This is a genomic window from Wolbachia endosymbiont of Cylisticus convexus (assembly GCF_003344345.1).
The window spans coordinates 1-17,127 of sequence record NZ_QPIP01000010.1 but is presented as its reverse complement, the minus strand read 5'-3'; the positions used below and the strand labels follow the sequence as shown (position 1 = coordinate 17,127).

The 17,127-nt window shown below is 34.6% G+C and carries 12 protein-coding genes, 1 tRNA gene and 1 pseudogene; 7 read left to right on the top strand and 7 right to left on the bottom strand.

What is annotated here, in order from left to right:
• Positions 1-88: 88 nt before the first annotated feature.
• The 3 genes from mnmG to Wcon_RS02120 all read right to left on the bottom strand — a co-directional run bounded on the left by mnmG (position 89) and on the right by Wcon_RS02120 (position 2,879).
• On the bottom strand, positions 89-1,981 hold the full coding sequence (mnmG, locus tag Wcon_RS02130; RefSeq protein WP_114517052.1) for a tRNA uridine-5-carboxymethylaminomethyl(34) synthesis enzyme MnmG: 1,893 nt from the start codon (positions 1,979-1,981) through the stop codon (positions 89-91).
• Between the two features lie 93 nt (positions 1,982-2,074).
• The gene (locus tag Wcon_RS02125) at positions 2,075-2,635 is read right to left on the bottom strand and encodes a hypothetical protein (RefSeq protein WP_114517051.1); all 561 of its coding nucleotides are present in this window, start codon (positions 2,633-2,635) and stop codon (positions 2,075-2,077) included.
• A 168-nt stretch (positions 2,636-2,803) separates the two neighbouring features.
• A tRNA-His gene (locus tag Wcon_RS02120) sits at positions 2,804-2,879 on the bottom strand.
• A gap of 139 nt (positions 2,880-3,018) precedes the next feature.
• Between Wcon_RS02120 and murJ the strand changes: the two genes are divergently transcribed.
• The 3 genes from murJ to Wcon_RS02105 are packed head-to-tail and all read left to right on the top strand — an operon-like array spanning position 3,019 to position 7,419.
• Positions 3,019-4,506, top strand: coding sequence for a murein biosynthesis integral membrane protein MurJ (gene murJ / locus Wcon_RS02115; RefSeq protein WP_114517050.1), 1,488 nt, complete (start codon positions 3,019-3,021; stop codon positions 4,504-4,506).
• Positions 4,499-4,888 (top strand): hypothetical protein, encoded by a 390-nt coding sequence (locus Wcon_RS02110; RefSeq protein ID WP_114517049.1) that lies wholly within the window; start codon positions 4,499-4,501, stop codon positions 4,886-4,888. The genes murJ and Wcon_RS02110 overlap by 8 nt, the downstream gene beginning before the upstream one ends.
• Complete coding sequence (locus Wcon_RS02105; protein WP_114517048.1) at positions 4,885-7,419, top strand: AsmA family protein; 2,535 nt, start codon at positions 4,885-4,887, stop codon at positions 7,417-7,419. Before Wcon_RS02110 ends, Wcon_RS02105 begins: the two co-directional genes overlap by 4 nt.
• Positions 7,420-7,873: 454 nt before the next feature.
• Here the strand turns inward: Wcon_RS02105 and Wcon_RS02100 are convergent, their stop codons facing one another.
• The 3 genes from Wcon_RS02100 to Wcon_RS11355 form a co-directional block, all read right to left on the bottom strand.
• Positions 7,874-8,416 (bottom strand): ankyrin repeat domain-containing protein, encoded by a 543-nt coding sequence (locus tag Wcon_RS02100; RefSeq protein WP_114517047.1) that lies wholly within the window; start codon positions 8,414-8,416, stop codon positions 7,874-7,876.
• 61 nt (positions 8,417-8,477) lie between these two features.
• Positions 8,478-9,653, bottom strand: a complete 1,176-nt coding sequence (locus Wcon_RS02095) for a phage portal protein (protein ID WP_114517046.1) — start codon at positions 9,651-9,653, stop codon at positions 8,478-8,480.
• Positions 9,654-9,953: 300 nt separating this feature from the next.
• A complete protein-coding gene (locus Wcon_RS11355) occupies positions 9,954-12,062 on the bottom strand; it encodes a hypothetical protein (protein ID WP_179947460.1) in 2,109 nt (702 codons plus the stop codon).
• A gap of 242 nt (positions 12,063-12,304) precedes the next feature.
• Here Wcon_RS11355 and lipB point away from each other — a divergent pair, with 242 nt between their 5' ends.
• The 3 genes from lipB to recJ all read left to right on the top strand — a co-directional run bounded on the left by lipB (position 12,305) and on the right by recJ (position 16,112).
• Positions 12,305-12,922, top strand: a complete 618-nt coding sequence (lipB, locus tag Wcon_RS02080; protein WP_114517045.1) for a lipoyl(octanoyl) transferase LipB — start codon at positions 12,305-12,307, stop codon at positions 12,920-12,922.
• Complete coding sequence (locus Wcon_RS02075; RefSeq protein WP_114517044.1) at positions 12,922-13,914, top strand: LD-carboxypeptidase; 993 nt, start codon at positions 12,922-12,924, stop codon at positions 13,912-13,914. Before lipB ends, Wcon_RS02075 begins: the two co-directional genes overlap by 1 nt.
• 458 nt (positions 13,915-14,372) lie before the next feature.
• The gene (gene recJ / locus Wcon_RS02070; protein ID WP_114517043.1) at positions 14,373-16,112 is read left to right on the top strand and encodes a single-stranded-DNA-specific exonuclease RecJ; all 1,740 of its coding nucleotides are present in this window, start codon (positions 14,373-14,375) and stop codon (positions 16,110-16,112) included.
• A gap of 53 nt (positions 16,113-16,165) precedes the next feature.
• Here recJ and Wcon_RS02065 read toward each other — a convergent pair whose 3' ends face one another.
• On the bottom strand, positions 16,166-16,399 hold the full coding sequence (locus Wcon_RS02065) for a hypothetical protein (RefSeq protein WP_114517042.1): 234 nt from the start codon (positions 16,397-16,399) through the stop codon (positions 16,166-16,168).
• Between the two features lie 113 nt (positions 16,400-16,512).
• Between Wcon_RS02065 and Wcon_RS11765 the strand changes: the two are divergent.
• A pseudogene (locus Wcon_RS11765) lies at positions 16,513-17,127 on the top strand (IS5/IS1182 family transposase); the annotation flags it as partial.

The window sequence follows — 17,127 nt, the reverse complement described above, 5'->3', positions numbered from 1 at the left end:
TTTTTGCTTAAAAAAGCAAGCCCACTGTGGCAACACAGCTACTTTAGACTATAATAATTAACAAAGCTACCTCTGTCAAGCAAAATCTTCAATTAGCAATTTTTCTATTTCTCAAATACACCAATATGCTAACTATCGCTGCTGGAGTGATGCCTTGTATTTGTTTCGCAATACCAATTGTTGCTGGCTTTATTGACTGCAGCTTTTCTATCACTTCACTGGACAGACCTTTAATTTGTGAATAGTTGAAGTTGGTTGGAATCTGAGTACTAACTTCCTCTTGTAAAAACTTCATATCTGCTTCTTGTCTTACTAGATAAGGCTTGTATTTTGCTTCAATTGCAACTGCTTCACATATTTCATTTTTGGTTATGCTGACTATCGTGGTGTCATTCCAGTGCGTGACCATGTTTAATTCTGGCCATATTTCTCGTAATTTATTCCAGTCAATATTTGGATAACCAAGTAAATCTAGTGCTGTTTTTCTTATTCCGTCATAAGATATTTTAATACCATAGGACCTGAGCTGCTCAGGAGTAATTGTTAGGCTCTCCAATTTCTCCTCAAGTTGCTTAATAGACTTAAGTTTACTCTGTAAAACGGAGTATCTCTCATGCGACACAAGGGAGATATCATAACCTTTTTGTGTCAATCTTCTATCTGCATTATCTGACCTAATTGCTAGTCTATATTCTGCACGCGAGGTGAATAATCTGTAAGGTTCAGCTATCCCCTTAGTGACCAGATCATCTATCATTACACCGATGTATGAATCTGTACGATGGAGAACAAAAGATGCAGAAAGCGCTGCATTAATTCCAGCAATAATTCCTTGTCCTGCTGCTTCTTCATATCCAGTGGTACCATTAATTTGGCCAGCAAAGTAGAGACCTTTAATTTTCTTAGTTTCAAGAGTATGAAATAGCTCTCGTGGATCGATATAATCATACTCAACTGCATATCCAGGTCTTAATATTTCTGCATTTTTGAGCCCTTTGATACTCCTTATCATTTCACACTGCACCTTGATAGGCAATGAATTTGAAATTCCATTTGGATATATAGTGTTATCGTCAAGCCCCTCTGGTTCTAGAAATATTTGGTGACTATTTTTTTCTGCAAATTTTTTAACTTTAACTTCAATCGATGGGCAGTATCTTGGTGCAATAACGTCATCTAAATATGAAGAGGCTGACCTATGAAGATTCTCTCGAATTATTCTGTGCGTATTTTCATTAGTATGAGTAATAAAACATGAAACCTGAAGCTGGTTAATTTTCTCTGTGAGATAAGAAAACGGTGAAGGTGGGTTGTTGCCCACTTGCTCTTGTAATACCGACCAATTTATAGTGCCACGATCAAGCCTTGGTGGAGTTCCAGTACGCAGCCTACCTAGTTTGAAATTATATTTCTTCAGCGTATTTGCAAGCTCTACTGCAGGTTTATCTCCCATTCTCCCTGAAGGAGTTACTTGCTCTCCTATATGAACCACACCACGTAAAAAAGTTCCTGTAGTCAAAACAACTTTGCTTGTCAGTATACGTTCACCTGAGCTTGTTATTACAGCTTTAATGTACGATTCTCCGTTGCCATTACTTTCTATAAGAAAATCATTAACTGACTCTTCTTTTACTGTCAAATTGTCATAATTTAGAATAATTTCTTGTATTGCTTTTTTGTATAACTTTCGGTCTGCTTGTGCACGTGGCCCCCATACCGCTGCACCTCTGCTACTATTTAAAATGACTGAGTGTATGCTTGCTCGGTCGATAGCCCTTCCCATTATTCCATCAAGAGCGTCTACTTCCCTGACTACAACACCCTTTGCAACCCCTCCAATTGCTGGATTGCAAGACATTTCCCCTATAGTTGAAATTTTATGGGTTATAAGTAGCGTACTTGCACCAAGACGAGCTGCAGCTGCAGCTGCTTCACACCCGGCATGACCGCCACCTACTATCACTACGTCGTATTTATACATTGAGTAACTCCTACTCTATAATATTCCAGCTATCAGTAATTGATGTCAAATTTTACAGATTCCAGTGTTGCACACTACTCTTACTTGATTAGCTCAAACTGCCGTCTCTTTTGCAGAAAAAACTTCTTCAACTGTAGGAGAGGTAATACTTTTATTCACTTCTTCTCCCGGAAAGGTAATACATTTATCCACTTCTTCTTCCTGAGATATTTTAACATATGTAGACTCTGTAATCGAAGTTGCCCTTGCTGCAAATGTAATTGCTATTTCATCTGCACAACGCGCTATAGCTACAGTTGCAAAAAGCCCTAAAAACGGTGCTATTAGCGCTATTATCATACCTACGAATGTAAATCCTATTATTGGATTAGGAAAAATAGCAGCCACACCTGCAGTAAGTATAATTCCAATTACAGCACTTACAGATATAGTAATACTCAAAAGAATTGCTGCTTTTTCATAATTTTCCCCAATAGGATCTCTTTTGCAAAGTTTGTATAGCAAACATCCTACGTGAAGAATCGCAAGTAATACTGGAACCGTAGAACCAGCAATTCCACCCATAGCTAAAGGTGATGAAGTATCAAAACTCAACCACCAAGCTAATACTCCTAGTACTGACACTATACTATAAACTAGCAAACACACATACATACAATCCCCTCACTAATTAACAAATGCCATTTTTACTCTAAATCACAAACTACTCCCTTCACTCTCAGCCATCTAAGCAGCACATTGGAGTAACAAAAATGCTAACGGCAAATAATGGCTTTGCAAAAATAGAGAATGTTTATATTTCTGTAAAGTGGAAAATTTTAGTGGGGCGAGCGACCAGGATTGAACTGGCGACATTCAGTACCACAAACTGACGCTCTACCAACTGAGCTACGCCCGCCAAGATATAAAATTTCTAACATATAAGCGCAAATAGTCAATTGATTATTTAACCTATCCCCTTTTTTGGAGGGTTTTAAGTCAATAAATATTTTCATTTATGCTTTTACCATTATAGTTAATCGTATTGACACTGTGGTATGTTTAAAAGTATTTTCACATTTAGTTTTTTTACGGCTATTTCAAGAATCTCAGGGTTAATAAGGGATGTATTGATTGCTACGGTTATTGGTGCAACCTCTCTTGCAGACATGTTCTTTTCTTCGTTTCGTTTTGCCAATCTATTTCGAGCATTTTTTGCAGAGGGAGCATTCACTACCTCCTTCATACCGCTATATTCTGCAGAATCATATAACAATAAAAAGGCATTTAATTTCGCAAGTAGTGTAATATCCATGACGTTTATTATCCTAATAATTTTTTGCCTTATCACGCAAACCTTCTTCCCTTACATGATCAAGGTATTCACCCCTGGGTTTGACCAAAGTAAGGTTACCCTTACTGTTACTTTATCAAGAATTATGATGCCCTACATAATCTTTGTCTCAATTGCATCACTTATTGGCGGAATGCTGCAAGTAAAACAACATTTTGCTTCAACGGCTATTGCACCAATTATTTTGAATCTCTGTTTAATCATCAGTTTGTTTTTACCTTACATTGAAACACCTGCTCATAACCTTTCTATAGCTGTCCTGATCGGAGGGATTTTACAGCTAGTTCTGATACTGTTTAGTGCATACAAATTAAAGGCTTTCTTTTCTTTTAGCCTGGCATTAAGTAATGAAGTGAAGTTATTTTTTAAGCGTGTGATACCTGCAATTATTAACAATTGTGTAACACAGATAAGTGTATGGATTGACACAATCATGGCAAGTTTTATACCAAGTGCAGTGTCCTATATATATTATGCCGATAGACTAAATCAACTACCGCAAGGAGTAATTGGTACTGCAATTGGCACAGTGCTTCTTCCCTTAATTTCAAAACAAGTAAATGATATTGAAAACATAGTCAAAATACAGAACAAAGCTCTCAATATAGGATTAATGTTAATTATGCCAATAACTGCTGCTTTTATCATTATTCCTGATATAATTTTACTTACGCTTTTTTCTTACGGTCAATTTGATTATCATGCAGTGCAGCAAACTGTTCCTACATTAGTAGCATTTTCTCTTTCTTTACCTGCATTTATTATAAACAAAGTACTGCTACCCACATTTTTTGCTAGGGGAAATCTAAAAATACCAACTATATTTTCGCTAATATGTCTTGGAATTAATGTAGTGTTGAATTTTTTGTTAATGAATAAGTATCAGCATATAGGAATTGCTATTGCTACTTCCATTTCCACTTGGATAAATTCCATTTTATTAATTAATTATTTAATAATAAATAAAATGTATAAGATTAGCCAAGTGTTATTACTAAATATTGTAAAAATTCTCGTTGCAACATTGGTTATGTCAATAGTTCTTTATCTCTCTAATTACTTATCAGTAGGGTTATTTTTCCTGACTCGTATTGTTTATTTAGTAACTTTAATAGCTTTGAGTGTTATTGTTTATTTTAGTACTCTCTATCTAATGTTTAGAGGAAATTTGAATAATTTGAAATATGTATAAACTAGATCTTTTGCTAAAGGAACAGCAAACGGTGTCATCCCAGTGCTTGACACTGGGATCCAGAAATTTTGTTGATTATATAATCTGGAAAACCTTGTTTAAGTTACAATGGATCTCAGTGTCACACACACAACTGTATGAGTGTTGTGGTTTGAGAGCAATTTTCACCGGGAAGCCAGTGCTCAGACCAGCTTCTCATGTGACTTCATCAAAAATGCTGTGTTTTAACATAAGACTAGCTACTTTTTTGCTAATTAATTTAATGTCTAATCAAATTTCCTGGATCCCAGTGTCAAGCACTGGGATGACAGGATTGGATGACAAAGATAGGCGCTGGGATGACAAGACGAGAAGGGATGCTGGAATGAGAGGTCTATTATGAAACTTTCTTTATACGCCATATTATCAATCTCTTTAGTATTAGTCCTTCTTCATGTTGCCGCAGCTTTTAAGGATTGGAGTGGCTACAGGGAATATATAATAAAAGAGTTAGAGAAGAAGTATGATGCGAAAGTACATATTGTAGGAAAAGTTGAAGTTTCACTCATTACTCCAAAGCTCACTATTTATAATGTATATGTGCAATACAACAAAAATAAAGAGCAAAAGTTATCAGATTTAATTAGTGCAAAAAAAATTGAAATAAGGCCATCGTTCCTATCGTTGTTTTTATTTTCGTTGCAACCAAAGTCAATTACATTGCTTGGTATGAAAAGCAATAAAGAAAATTTAATTAACATCATAAATGCAAAAGCCAGTGATAACATAGTCGATATAGTAATAAAAGACAGCAAAATAAGTTTTAATAATAATTCTGCTGATACTGTTAACATACAAGAGGTTGCTGTAAAAAAAAATAAGCAGTTTTTTGGTAAAGTAAAGATTGGTAATAACAATTATGATTTTTCAGGAAAGGTTAATATAACAAAAAAGAATGTACACATTAGTGTTGATTCAAATTTTGCAAATTTGCTATTTACAGGTAATAAAAATCAAGAAGAGCTCCAGGGTAATTTAACACTAATGATTAACAATAGTTCTGATTCTGTAAGCAACTTAGCAAAAATCATTAATCTTAGCTTCCTTTCTTATGCGATTCCCAGCGAAAATATTAAGATATCATCCAATATCAGTCTCAATGAAAGTGAGTTTACGGCAACTGATTTAAAAATTGATTCCAAAAGCATGCAGGCCAGCGGTACAATACAAAACGATAGAAAAAGCGATTACACTAATTTCAATATTAGCTTCAGTAAAGTTGACTTAGATTCCATACAAAATGATTCACAAAGAACAACGAACATGAAAGACCTTCTGGAATGTTTTAGAGCAGTTGTGCCAAAGAACTTGAGCTTAGATTTTAATATGGAAGCTTCTAACATTCAATATCAAAACAAAATATTGGACAAATTTCATGCTACGCTAAAATTTGCTGATGGCGAAATAAAAGTTGATACGCTTCTTCAATTTTCTGGAACTAATAACATATCTCAATTATCAGGAAGAGTTTCAAATAATGGTACCTTATCTGAATTTAATGGTGATTTATTGATAAAGGGCGAGTCATTCATCTCACATTTTTTCCCTTCTATAAAAACAAAAGAAGATGAGAAAAATCAATTTACACTAAGTTCTAAATTGCACCTTGCACCAAGAATATTATCCATTTCAGAAATTAGATTAACAAATGATAAGGAATTTTTGGAAGAATCAATCAATGTAAATCACATGAAGAAACACAATGTGATTGATGGTAAGTTTAGTATACGCAATCTCAATGTAGATAAATATAATTATTCATTATTCAGTAACTTATCTAATGTGCAATGGCTGAGCAACCTGAAGTATGATGTAAATATAAGAGCTAGTGTTAAAGATTCTATATTGAATGATACAAAAATTGAAGATTTGGATTTCCTGTTAATGATAGAAAAGGGTAAGCTAGCTGCAGATAAAATAAAGATATCTGGAAAAGATTTTGACATTACCGGCAGTGCGAAAATATTAGTGGATCAAAAATACACTAAGCCTTTGCTAGATGTAAACCTTACAGGCAATAAATTTAATGGAAATATCTTTAAATTACCGAGTTTAGCAGAGGTAAAAAGAAACTCAAAAAATGAAATAGATCAAATTCAATGGTCAACAAAGCAGCTTGATTTCTTGGGTGATAAAGAAGGCTTTGACGCAGATGTAGAAGTCAATATTGAAGAATTTACAACTAAGCAAAGTGCTTTAAAGAACTTTAAAATAGATGCAGCAATTAGGAGTAATACCGTTACTGTTAGGCGAATAAGTTATGTATTGAAACATGAGCAAATGTTTTTTCAGGGCTATTTAGGATTGGATGCAATGAATGTAAAGTTTCTTATTGAAAATCTTGATGTGAAAAAAATAGGCAAGGTTATAGGGATTGAAAATTTAAGTGGTCAGGTAACTTTGAATGGAGAAGTTAAAGCGAAAGGAAAGAGCTTTTATGATTGGGCGAGTAATTTATCAGGAGAGGTAGATTTGCAGGCACAAAAAATAAAGTTTATCAATGTAGATTTTAATTCATTTATCACTAATTTATTAAGTAGTAAAAACAAATCTGAAATCTCCACACTTGCTCATACTGATATATATAAAGGCAGTACGCTCTTTAAAAATATTAGTGGAAAAGCAAGTATTAAAAGTGGTGTATGTTCAACTAGTTCACAGTTTAGTATCGATCAAGCATCAGGTTCTATTTCTTCTAATTTAATCTTATCTAACTTCTCCTTAGCTTCTATATTCAGACTCTTTTTCAGGCTACCAAACCATAATAGTCCTCTTTATATCGAGGCACACTTAGATGGCCCTATTTGGCGCCCTGAGATGAGTTTTGATGTAGACAAAATCTTCACCACTTTAGTTAGCAAGAAAAATAGTTAATTGTATCTGTTCAGATGCATGTGAAATCAGTGCTTCTTTTCTTGTCATCCCAGTGCTTCTTTTCTTGTCATCTCAGTGCTTCTTTCCTTGTCATCCCAGTGCTTGACACTGGGATCTAGCTTTCATGCAGTCCCGATTAAAACGACATGCTTGAACATAAGGTTGACTACTTGTACACTCACCAGCCTATCAAAGTTCTTGGATCCCAGTGTCAAGCACTGGGATGACACCACAGAGGGCGCTGGGATGACAAGAAGAGGGCACTGGCATGACATCTTCCTACAGATAATGTTCGTACAGCTGTGTGTCAAGCACTGACCATTTGTTCCTATGTTTTTTGTCTATCTTATTTTGCTACTCTGCTGAACGGATACATTCATTTAGCTACATGATTTAGAAGGCAGTAAACTTCATCTATCCTCAAGTTGATTTGTGTTTAATTGTAATAGTTTAATTAACAATAATACTGACTAATTGCTTGTCTTTCCAGTTCTTCAATGCTTATGTTGCTACAGCTTGTGCTTGGACTCTCTGTATCTTCAAGCAATAACTGTGTTATCTCCGTGTGGCCTTTGAGAACAGATAAATGTAAAACAGTAACGCTAGAATTATCTACTATATCAACATTTGCTTCGTTTTTAAGCAATAATTTTACCATATTTACACGGCCTGCCTGAACAGCATAACATAAAGGAGTAAAATAATAATTGTCCACTGCATTAACATTTGCTCCGTTTTTAAGCAATAATTTCATTTCCTCTAAGCAATTTCTGTGAGCAGCATAATGTAAAGGAGTAAAATAATAATTGTCCACTGCATTAACATTTGCTCCGTTTTTAAGCAACAATTTCATTTCCTCTAAACGATTGCCGCAAGCAGCATAATGTAAGGGAGTAGCACCATCAAGATCTACTGCATTAACATTCGCTTTGCGTCTCGATGACAATTCTATATGAGGAAGAGTAAAACTTACTGAATTTTCTTGTTCTTGATACATAAACTACCTCTAATTTATTACAGCTTAGAATAAATATCTACACTATACTTAGCAATAAATATCAACTCAACTTATCACCATCCTGCAGCGGTGGCAAGCCAAATGCTTCCCTTTTTTCATTAAGTGTCATAAAGTTTGCGTTTTCCACGTATTTCCACATCTTTTGCCTTTTTTCCATGAGAATTTCTATTGCATCTTTGTCGTATGACAAGCACAAATCATTACCAAACTTAGGTGTCAACCAAGAGTTTAGGTGACAGACAATGTTTTCCAGTGTCGGTAAAACCGTCTGCTCCCAAAGAGAAAGACGTGCTTCGACTAAATTACTGTAAGTGTTATCACCGGGTATGCCAAGCAACTGTGGTGGAACGCCAAAAGCTAGCGCAATATCGCGAGCTGAGCTGTGTTTTGACTCAATAAAATCCATGTCCCTCGGTGATAAGCTCATTTCCTTCCACTCTAAACCTCCTTCAAGCAATATAGGTCTTCCAGCGTTGACAGGACCTGAATAATGATCGTTTATCTGTGCTTTCAAGCGTTGGTACTGCTCTTGACTTAAGTTTCCACCGCTTCCATCCTTTTCTGATTTCACAACTATTGCACCGCTTGGTCTTGCACCATTTTGCAGCATTGCCTGATTCCAAGCACCAGCCTGATTATGCTGATCTATACTATATGCAGCTGCCTCAATTGGTGACAGTCCATACCAATCATTCAAGGGGTTAAAGGTTTTAAGATGCAACACTGCTGAACGTCCGGTTAATTTATCAACTTTAAAGTCATAACTGTTGTTATTTACGGTATAACGATAGATATAAGGAATGTTATTTCTCCCTGGAACAATTTCAACCCTATCGGGGCGCAGAAGATAAAGCTCTGTTGGTTTGTTTTGCAGCTCAATCATCAATATATAAGAATTGCCGTTAACTAATCGATAAGTTACAATCCCCTCAATAAATTCCGATTTTGATGTCATTGGATTAGGAGAATAAAGCAACTTCAGTAATGGATGTGCTTTTAGTTGCGATTTTCCCTGGTCAGTGAGCTGGCAGAGAGTAAAAGGTACCGAAGATGCAGCACTTGCGATCATATTAATTGCTCGAAAAGCAATAACATTTTTTATGTAACCTTCCTCAGCAAAACTTACATAATCACGCCTACTCCAACTTGGTTCCATCATTAGTTGAAAAGCAGAGTATTCACTGCTTTTCTTTTTTTGAAAAATGTTAAAATTCATATGTGCCTCCTGAAAATTTTGTTAAAAATTTGAAATTGTAGTTGAATTATATCAATTAGTGTTACAAGAATGATGTCATCCGAGTAGCTGACACTGGGATCCAGTTAAATTTGCGAGTATAAAAGTAATGTTAAAATACAACATTTTGATGATTATGAAAAAGCTGGATCCCAGTGTCAAGCACTGGGATGACACCGTAAAGGCCAGCTACCTAAATGATAAGAAAAAAACATTACATTAATAAAGAAATGTAATTAAAGAATGCTTATGCCTCCTCTGAAGGCATAAGTATCACTTCTATTAAGCAAGCTGAAGCTCTCTTTGAAATCCCCCAACGCTTGGATTGTTAAGACTTGTACTTACAGTGCTATTTTGTAATAAGTCTCTTTGTACATGTGAAGCAATGGGTTTAACAATAAGTGCCGCAATTAATGCAACTGCAGCTGCAGAAATAATCAACGCCATGCTTAGATTTGCAATAATAAAACCAGTACAAGCAACAATAGCCAGCCCAACAATTGGAAGCGAAGCTTTATTTACAAACTTTACTAACTGTACCTTACTTGCAAAAGTTTCAGGATTTTTTCCATTAATTAAAAAACCATGCTCTGCTGCACATTTTCCTGGTTTCTTTCCTTCAATTTTTTCACCAGTATCTATTGCCCAGATTATAGGGTTTCTACCATCAATTTTTTTACCAGTATCTGCTGCCCAGATTATAGGGTCTTTATCATCAATTTTTTTACCTGTTTCTATTGCCCAGATTATAGGGGCTTTATCATCAAGTTTTTTACCTGTTTCTACTGCCCAGATTATAGGGTCTTTATCATCAAGTTTTTTACCTGTTTCTATTGCCCAGATTATAGGGGCTTTATCATCAAGTTTTTTACCTGTTTCTATTGCCCAGATTATAGGGTTTCTACCATCAAGTTTTTTACCATTATCTACTGCCCAGATTATAGGGTCTTTACCATCAAGTTTTTTACCTGTTTTTATTGCCCAAATCAGTGGATTTTTGCACTGAGACACAAAAAACTCTCGTGATACGTTGATAATATCTTCAAAATCGTTGCTAATTGCTGATATAACATGTGATATTTCTGAATACTCTCTCATAGTCTGAACTTGGCTCTTTAACCTTTGCTTAAAGTAACCACCTAAACTATTACCCTTATCAGATACAAACTCCTTAGACTTAGATGAATAACTAAACACTTCTTTACAGAAAATAGCCGGATTGTTACTAGAAATATATTTAAGAGTAAACTGCATCTCAGAGTTTAGAAGTTGATTTAAATTGCTAGCTTTTTTATCTATTAACCCATTAATCAGTTCTTCATTTTCAGATATAGTTTTAACATATGAGCTTAACTCAAGTGCTAATCCTTTATAATCCACTTCAATTCCACACAAGGTTTTAAAGTCACACAAGAGGATTTGATTCCAGTGGTTAACGCAGGAATAAAGTGACCTACCATGATCAATTTTTGCCCAGAGTTTTTCTTTTACTTTTTCACCTTTTGCATTTTCATACTCTTTTTCTATTATACCAAAATTTTCTAGTTGCATAATATCAGCTTCTCCAAGCAATATTTGTGCAGCTAATATTTTCTCAAAACCTTTTGCATCTTGGTAATTTTTACCTTTTTCCTTAGGATCCATTAATGTTATAAACTTATCCAAAAACTTTGATCTCAGATGAAGCTTATCCTGGCTTTTCTCTTGCTCAATGCATTCTTTAGATTGATCTTGAAACTTATATTCCCCTTTCTCATATTTCTCGTGGCTTTCACTACTCTGTGCCTCGTTCTTTACAAATCTTTTTTCTGGCAAATCGTTATTTGTTACCAATTCAACAATTGGAGCTCTATCATGCAAAAACAACTTATATAAATCACCAGCAACATATTCCCTGATAAAATCAGCAATATTCAAGTCATCATAACATATATTGCTTTCTATCAGCCACCAGAATGGGTTAATAAGATTATTCACTTCATCATCTGAAAAATAAGGATTTTCCAATTTTGTAGCTTTTCTTGATCCTTCGTAAAAGGATTTTTTGAATTGTGCTAGCCTAGAACATTTTTCCTTTTCTGTAAGCGTGTGGTTTAAAACAGATTTGATCATGAAAGTCGCTTTATCGCTTTCGCCATACTCATGCTCTGCTTGAAATCCTGAGCTGCAGCCTGCTTCTTTCTCTCCTACTTTCTTGAACTCGCTCATAGGCTGCAGTGTTCTATCATGGAAATGTTTTTCCAGAATTTCTATATTTTCCTTTTTATTTTCCTTAGATTGTTCTTTTACTGCTTCTAAATCTTCCTTTTTCTTTTTAGCCAAAAATTGATCCCATTGTTCTTGATTAAACTCACCTAATTCATTTTGACTTTCTTGTGTTGTATCTAGCATAAAATCCTCCTATAAAATCAACTAAAATATTTTAATTTAACATGAATATTAAGTATTTATTAATACTTTAATGTATTCAGCAATATATGTCAAGTTTTTTACCATCACCAGGCAGTGGCAAATGCTTCTCTTTTTTCGTTACAAATCCCTATACAACTTGGAAAGCTTTAAGAGCTCACCAACAACCTAAACTTGCTTGAAAATTTATTAAGTAGTATAAAGCTTAATAAAATAAATTGTATATGACAGAATGGCTAATCTCTAACCAACTCATTGATTATAACCATGCTGTAGAATTCATGGAAGCAAAAATTCAACAAATTCACAATAATTTATCTGATGAGCTAATATGGCTACTTCAGCACCCTTCACTTTACACAGCAGGAATCGGTGCAACAGACGATGACATTGTTGAAAAACTATTTCCTATATACAAAACAGGCAGGGGCGGTAAATATACATATCACGGACCAGGGCAACGCATTATATATTTAATGCTAAACCTAAAAAAAAGAAACAAATGTAACATCAAGCTGTATATCAGGGACCTAAGTAATTGGATCATAAATGTTTTAAAGCATTTTAATATACTCGGAGAATTCAAAGAAGATAGAATAGGTATCTGGGTAAACAATAATGGAGTAGAAGAAAAAATAGCAGCTTTTGGCATTCGCTTGAGAAAATGGGTAACTTATCACGGCGTAGCGCTTAATGTCTCTCCGAATCTTTCCCACTATAAGGGTATTATTCCTTGTGGACTGAAAGATTACGGCGTTACATCAATGGAAAAACTAGGAATAAAAGTTTCTCTTTGCGAGTTAGATGATATATTAAAGCAAGAGTTTCATAAGATATTTTAATGTATTCTTCTATTCTTTATTTTCTATGCTTTATGTTCACTTTACTCACTAATCCTGCACACACAATCAATCAAGTTGATATTATTGCTCCTTCTTCCAAGGGAAAAGAATCAGATTTGCCTACTATAAAAGAATACGTAAAAACTTTGGATTTTAATCCCCATATTTCGGAGAAAATATACAGTAACGACAACCCATTTTATTCCAACTCTGATGAGTTTAGAGCGAACGATCTAATTAATGCACTAACCGATGATAGTAAAATAATTTGGTGTATCAGAGGAGGAGAAGGAGCTTCTCGGTTAATTCCCTATCTAGAAAAGTTACCCAATGATAAAAAAGAAAGAATTGCTCAAAATAAAAATAAGAAAATTCTTATAGGCTATAGTGATATCACTGCTTTACATATTTATCTGCAAGTTAAATATGACTGGCAAACTCTTCACGGCACCATGTTAGAAATGATAGTAAATAACTCCGTTTCTGAAAGTTCTGTTGAAAAATTGAAAGAGTTAATTCTTAACAAAAGCGACTCTATAAGATTTGATAACCTAAAGATGATAAATAATGGAATTAGACTAAAAAATGGCAGATTAGAGTCTAAAATCATCGGTGGTAATATGACTTTAGTCGAAAACAGTATAGGAACTGCTTGGCAAATAAATGCAAAAGACAAAATTCTATTTTTAGAAGACATAAGAGTTTATCCATATTCAATTGAGCGCAGTTTAGATCACCTAAAACAAGCTCATATTTTTGATGGAGTACATGCAGTAATATTCGGTGACTTTGTTAACTGTTATAATGATAATCTTGTTAAAATTGTAAAAGAAAGGTTTGCAAAAAGTGTTAACTTTCCTGTATTTACAATGAAAGGAGTAGGACATGGACATACAAATGACCCTTTACCTCTCAACACTCACACTACCATCAGCACTCAAGACGAGGAAGAAGGTTTGTTCTTTATGGATTCCACCACAGTGGAAAAGTAGCCTCTTTCTCTTATCATTCCAGATTCTTGCAAACAAAATGCTATAGAATTAAAGAATTACTACACACTAAAAAGGGCATGTGTCAATTACGCTTAGACAAACTAGTGTGAAAGATAAGCTAAATTTTTTAATATAAAAAATATCTTACAATGGAAAAACATAACGGATTGCATTATACATAAAACATAATCTAATTTTAAACCACTTAAGAAAGAACTCCTACGTTACACTACCTAGTCATGATCAACATCTCCGATTAAAAAAATACTATAATAGGGATAAGTTAAAAATATAATAATAGTGTTTCTAATTGCTTTGTCTTTGCATTAAAAAGCCAATTTTCAGTGTCAGCTACTTTCATGACACCCTCCTGTATCTTTTTTCTAGGTTATACAGAAGTCTAACACAATTATAGAATAAGCTTAAAAGTTCTGATACAGTATTTATTTATAAAGAATATGCTACTCGACATTGAAAAACGCAGCATAACAAATGCACTGTGGGAGTTACAAGAAGCAGATCAAAGGGAAATTTTAACTCTTATACAGAGATTTGAGTTACCAGAAATATTAGCAAGAATATTAGTTAGTCGTGGTGTTAACATAAAAAATGCACATGACTTCTTACATCCACTAATCAGATCGCTATTACCAGATCCTTTTCACCTCCTTGATATGGATAAAGCTGTTTCTCGCACAATAAAAGCAATAAACAATAATGAAAATATTGCAATATTTGGTGACTATGATGTTGATGGTGCAACATCATCAGCATTGATTAATAGGTACTTAAGAGCGATTGGGACACGCTCTATAATCTATATTCCAGATCGTGTTGATGAGGGCTATGGATTAAACACAGATGCTTTATTACAACTTAAAAAGAAAGGAATTGATTTATGTATTTCTGTTGATTGCGGTACGCTTGCATATCAACCAATAGAAGATGCAAAGGTCTTTGGACTTGATATTATAGTTGTCGACCATCACCTTGGTATAGAAAAATTACCAAGTGCTGTAGCAGTTGTTAATCCCAACCGCCTTGATGAGAGCTCCCCTTATAACAACCTAGCAGCAGTTGGAGTGTCATTTCTGCTAATTGTTGCTCTTAATAGAAATTTACGTGAAGAAGGATTTTTTACCAACAAAAAAGAACCAGATTTATTTGATCTACTGGATCTTGTTGCACTTGGAACTGTCTGTGATGTTATGCAGATTACAGGCCTAAATAGGGCTTTTGTTTTACAAGGATTAAAAGTTATGTCAGCAAGAAAAAACGTTGGCTTACGTGTTTTGTTTGACGCTTTGGGAATCCTTGAAAAACCAAGTGTTTCACGGTTAGGGTTTAGTATTGGGCCATGCATAAATGCCGGAGGAAGAATTGGAGAAGCATCCCTTGGTGCAAGGTTGCTTTCCACCGATGATGAAGAAGAGGTGCATTCAATCACGCTAAAATTAATAGACTTAAATAATGCAAGGAAAATGTTAGAAAATGAGGCTCTCTTAGAAGCTACAACACAAGCGGAAAAATTTGCCCAATTAGGTGTAAATTTTATAATGGTAAGCGGCAATTGGCATCAAGGAATAATTGGTATAATTGCATCAAGGCTAAAGGAGCAGTTTCACCTACCAACGATAGTGATATCTTTAAACAATGGAATAGGAAAAGCAAGCTGCAGATCAATTTCTGGAGTAGATATTGGTGCTGCGGTTCTTTCTGCGAAATTTACCAACCTAATCATTGAAGGTGGTGGTCACAATATGGCAGCAGGATTTTCGATTAAGGAAGATAAAATAAGTGATCTACATGATTTCTTTACTGAAAGATTTGCAAACTCCACAAATGACAAAACCATCAAAGTTGATGGTATAATAACAGCTAAAGCAATAAACTTATCCCTGTGGAATCAACTGCAGCGCTTAGAGCCATTTGGTGTTGGCAACCCCGAACCGAGATTCATCATTCAAGGAGCAAAGATAAGGAGGCCTGAAGTTGTAGGAGTTGACCATATAAAATGTTTTATTGCTGACGACAATATTATGGTAAAAGCTATTGCGTTTCGCTCTGCAAATACTGAGCTTGGCTCTGCTATTATGCAGGGTAATGTTAAAGCCATTTTGGGTAAAATCTCTATGAATTACTGGAATGGCAATGAATTTGTGCAGTTTTTAATAGAAGATGTGTTGAGTATCAGTTGATTTTACACTCAAAGAACCAATAACAGCAATTATTAGTTCTTTAAGCAGTACTGTTAAAGTATATCTACTAATGATGTGAGACTGTGTACTATATCCATGGAGGAATCACACTTTGTGTACTGTACACCTTGACTATCTATCCATTCTTTAAACTCTTCTGGATTTTTGTTGTCAATATCCCATATTTTGTTAAATATATCATGCCATTTTACATTATCTCCTAACGTAAAATATTCAGAAATATCATCAATTATCTCAGGATGCTTTTCTCCTAAAAATTTAAACATAAAGACCTGCTGCAAAAGAGGAGAAATGGTTATATAAAGAGCAAGTAAAAGTGAGGTAAAATGAGCTTAATAATCTAAAAGAACATCCGAGGAATTTTCGAGATGTAACAGGTCTGACAATAGAAGAATTCCAAAAGGTTGTCGAAACCAGAGTGGGAAAAGGTTGAAAAACAGAAGAAATGCCATGGAAGAACGTCAAAATTGCCTGTATTGGAAGGCAAAATCCTCTGTATAATTCTGTATTATCAAACTTATATAACACACCGATTCTTGAGTAACTTGTATAACTCAAACATTTGCCGATTATTCAAGAAAATGGAACCACTTTTGGCTAAAAAAATCTCAATAAAAAAGGACAGGCCAGAAAGAATTTTGAAGATATTAGCAGATGTAACCAATACAACGGCCAAAAGATAGGAAAATTGTCTTATTCTGGAAAGAAAAGAGTAAACACAATGAAAACGGAAATTGTTATAAGAGAAGATGGGCAAATTCTATCAGTGTCACACAGAGCACGATTTTAAGATACGAAAACAGGAAAAAATGTTGCCAAAAGAGAATATAAAGTATGCAGATTCTGGGGTGGCAAAAATTGAGAGTAACGTTGTAATTCCACATAAAAGGTATCGGGCTGACGGATGATCAACAATCGGAAGCTGGCATCATTTAGGTGGAGCATAAAATCCGTGAAATTAAGATTTTATGTCGCATACCTATCGCAATTTTCA

What these genes read in the sequence shown, in the direction of transcription:
- Wcon_RS11355 (WP_179947460.1), bottom strand. Translation starts at nt 12,062, where the DNA reads ATGCTAGATACAACACAAGAAAGTCAAAATGAATTAGGTGAGTTTAAT.
- recJ (WP_114517043.1), top strand. Translation starts at nt 14,373, where the DNA reads ATGCTACTCGACATTGAAAAACGCAGCATAACAAATGCACTGTGGGAG.
- Wcon_RS02105 (WP_114517048.1), top strand. Translation starts at nt 4,885, where the DNA reads ATGAAACTTTCTTTATACGCCATATTATCAATCTCTTTAGTATTAGTC.
- Wcon_RS02075 (WP_114517044.1), top strand. Translation starts at nt 12,922, where the DNA reads ATGTATTCTTCTATTCTTTATTTTCTATGCTTTATGTTCACTTTACTC.
- Wcon_RS02065 (WP_114517042.1), bottom strand. Translation starts at nt 16,399, where the DNA reads ATGTTTAAATTTTTAGGAGAAAAGCATCCTGAGATAATTGATGATATT.
- Wcon_RS02125 (WP_114517051.1), bottom strand. Translation starts at nt 2,635, where the DNA reads ATGTATGTGTGTTTGCTAGTTTATAGTATAGTGTCAGTACTAGGAGTA.
- Wcon_RS02110 (WP_114517049.1), top strand. Translation starts at nt 4,499, where the DNA reads ATGTATAAACTAGATCTTTTGCTAAAGGAACAGCAAACGGTGTCATCC.
- Wcon_RS02100 (WP_114517047.1), bottom strand. Translation starts at nt 8,416, where the DNA reads ATGTATCAAGAACAAGAAAATTCAGTAAGTTTTACTCTTCCTCATATA.
- mnmG (WP_114517052.1), bottom strand. Translation starts at nt 1,981, where the DNA reads ATGTATAAATACGACGTAGTGATAGTAGGTGGCGGTCATGCCGGGTGT.
- lipB (WP_114517045.1), top strand. Translation starts at nt 12,305, where the DNA reads ATGACAGAATGGCTAATCTCTAACCAACTCATTGATTATAACCATGCT.
- Wcon_RS02095 (WP_114517046.1), bottom strand. Translation starts at nt 9,653, where the DNA reads ATGAATTTTAACATTTTTCAAAAAAAGAAAAGCAGTGAATACTCTGCT.
- murJ (WP_114517050.1), top strand. Translation starts at nt 3,019, where the DNA reads ATGTTTAAAAGTATTTTCACATTTAGTTTTTTTACGGCTATTTCAAGA.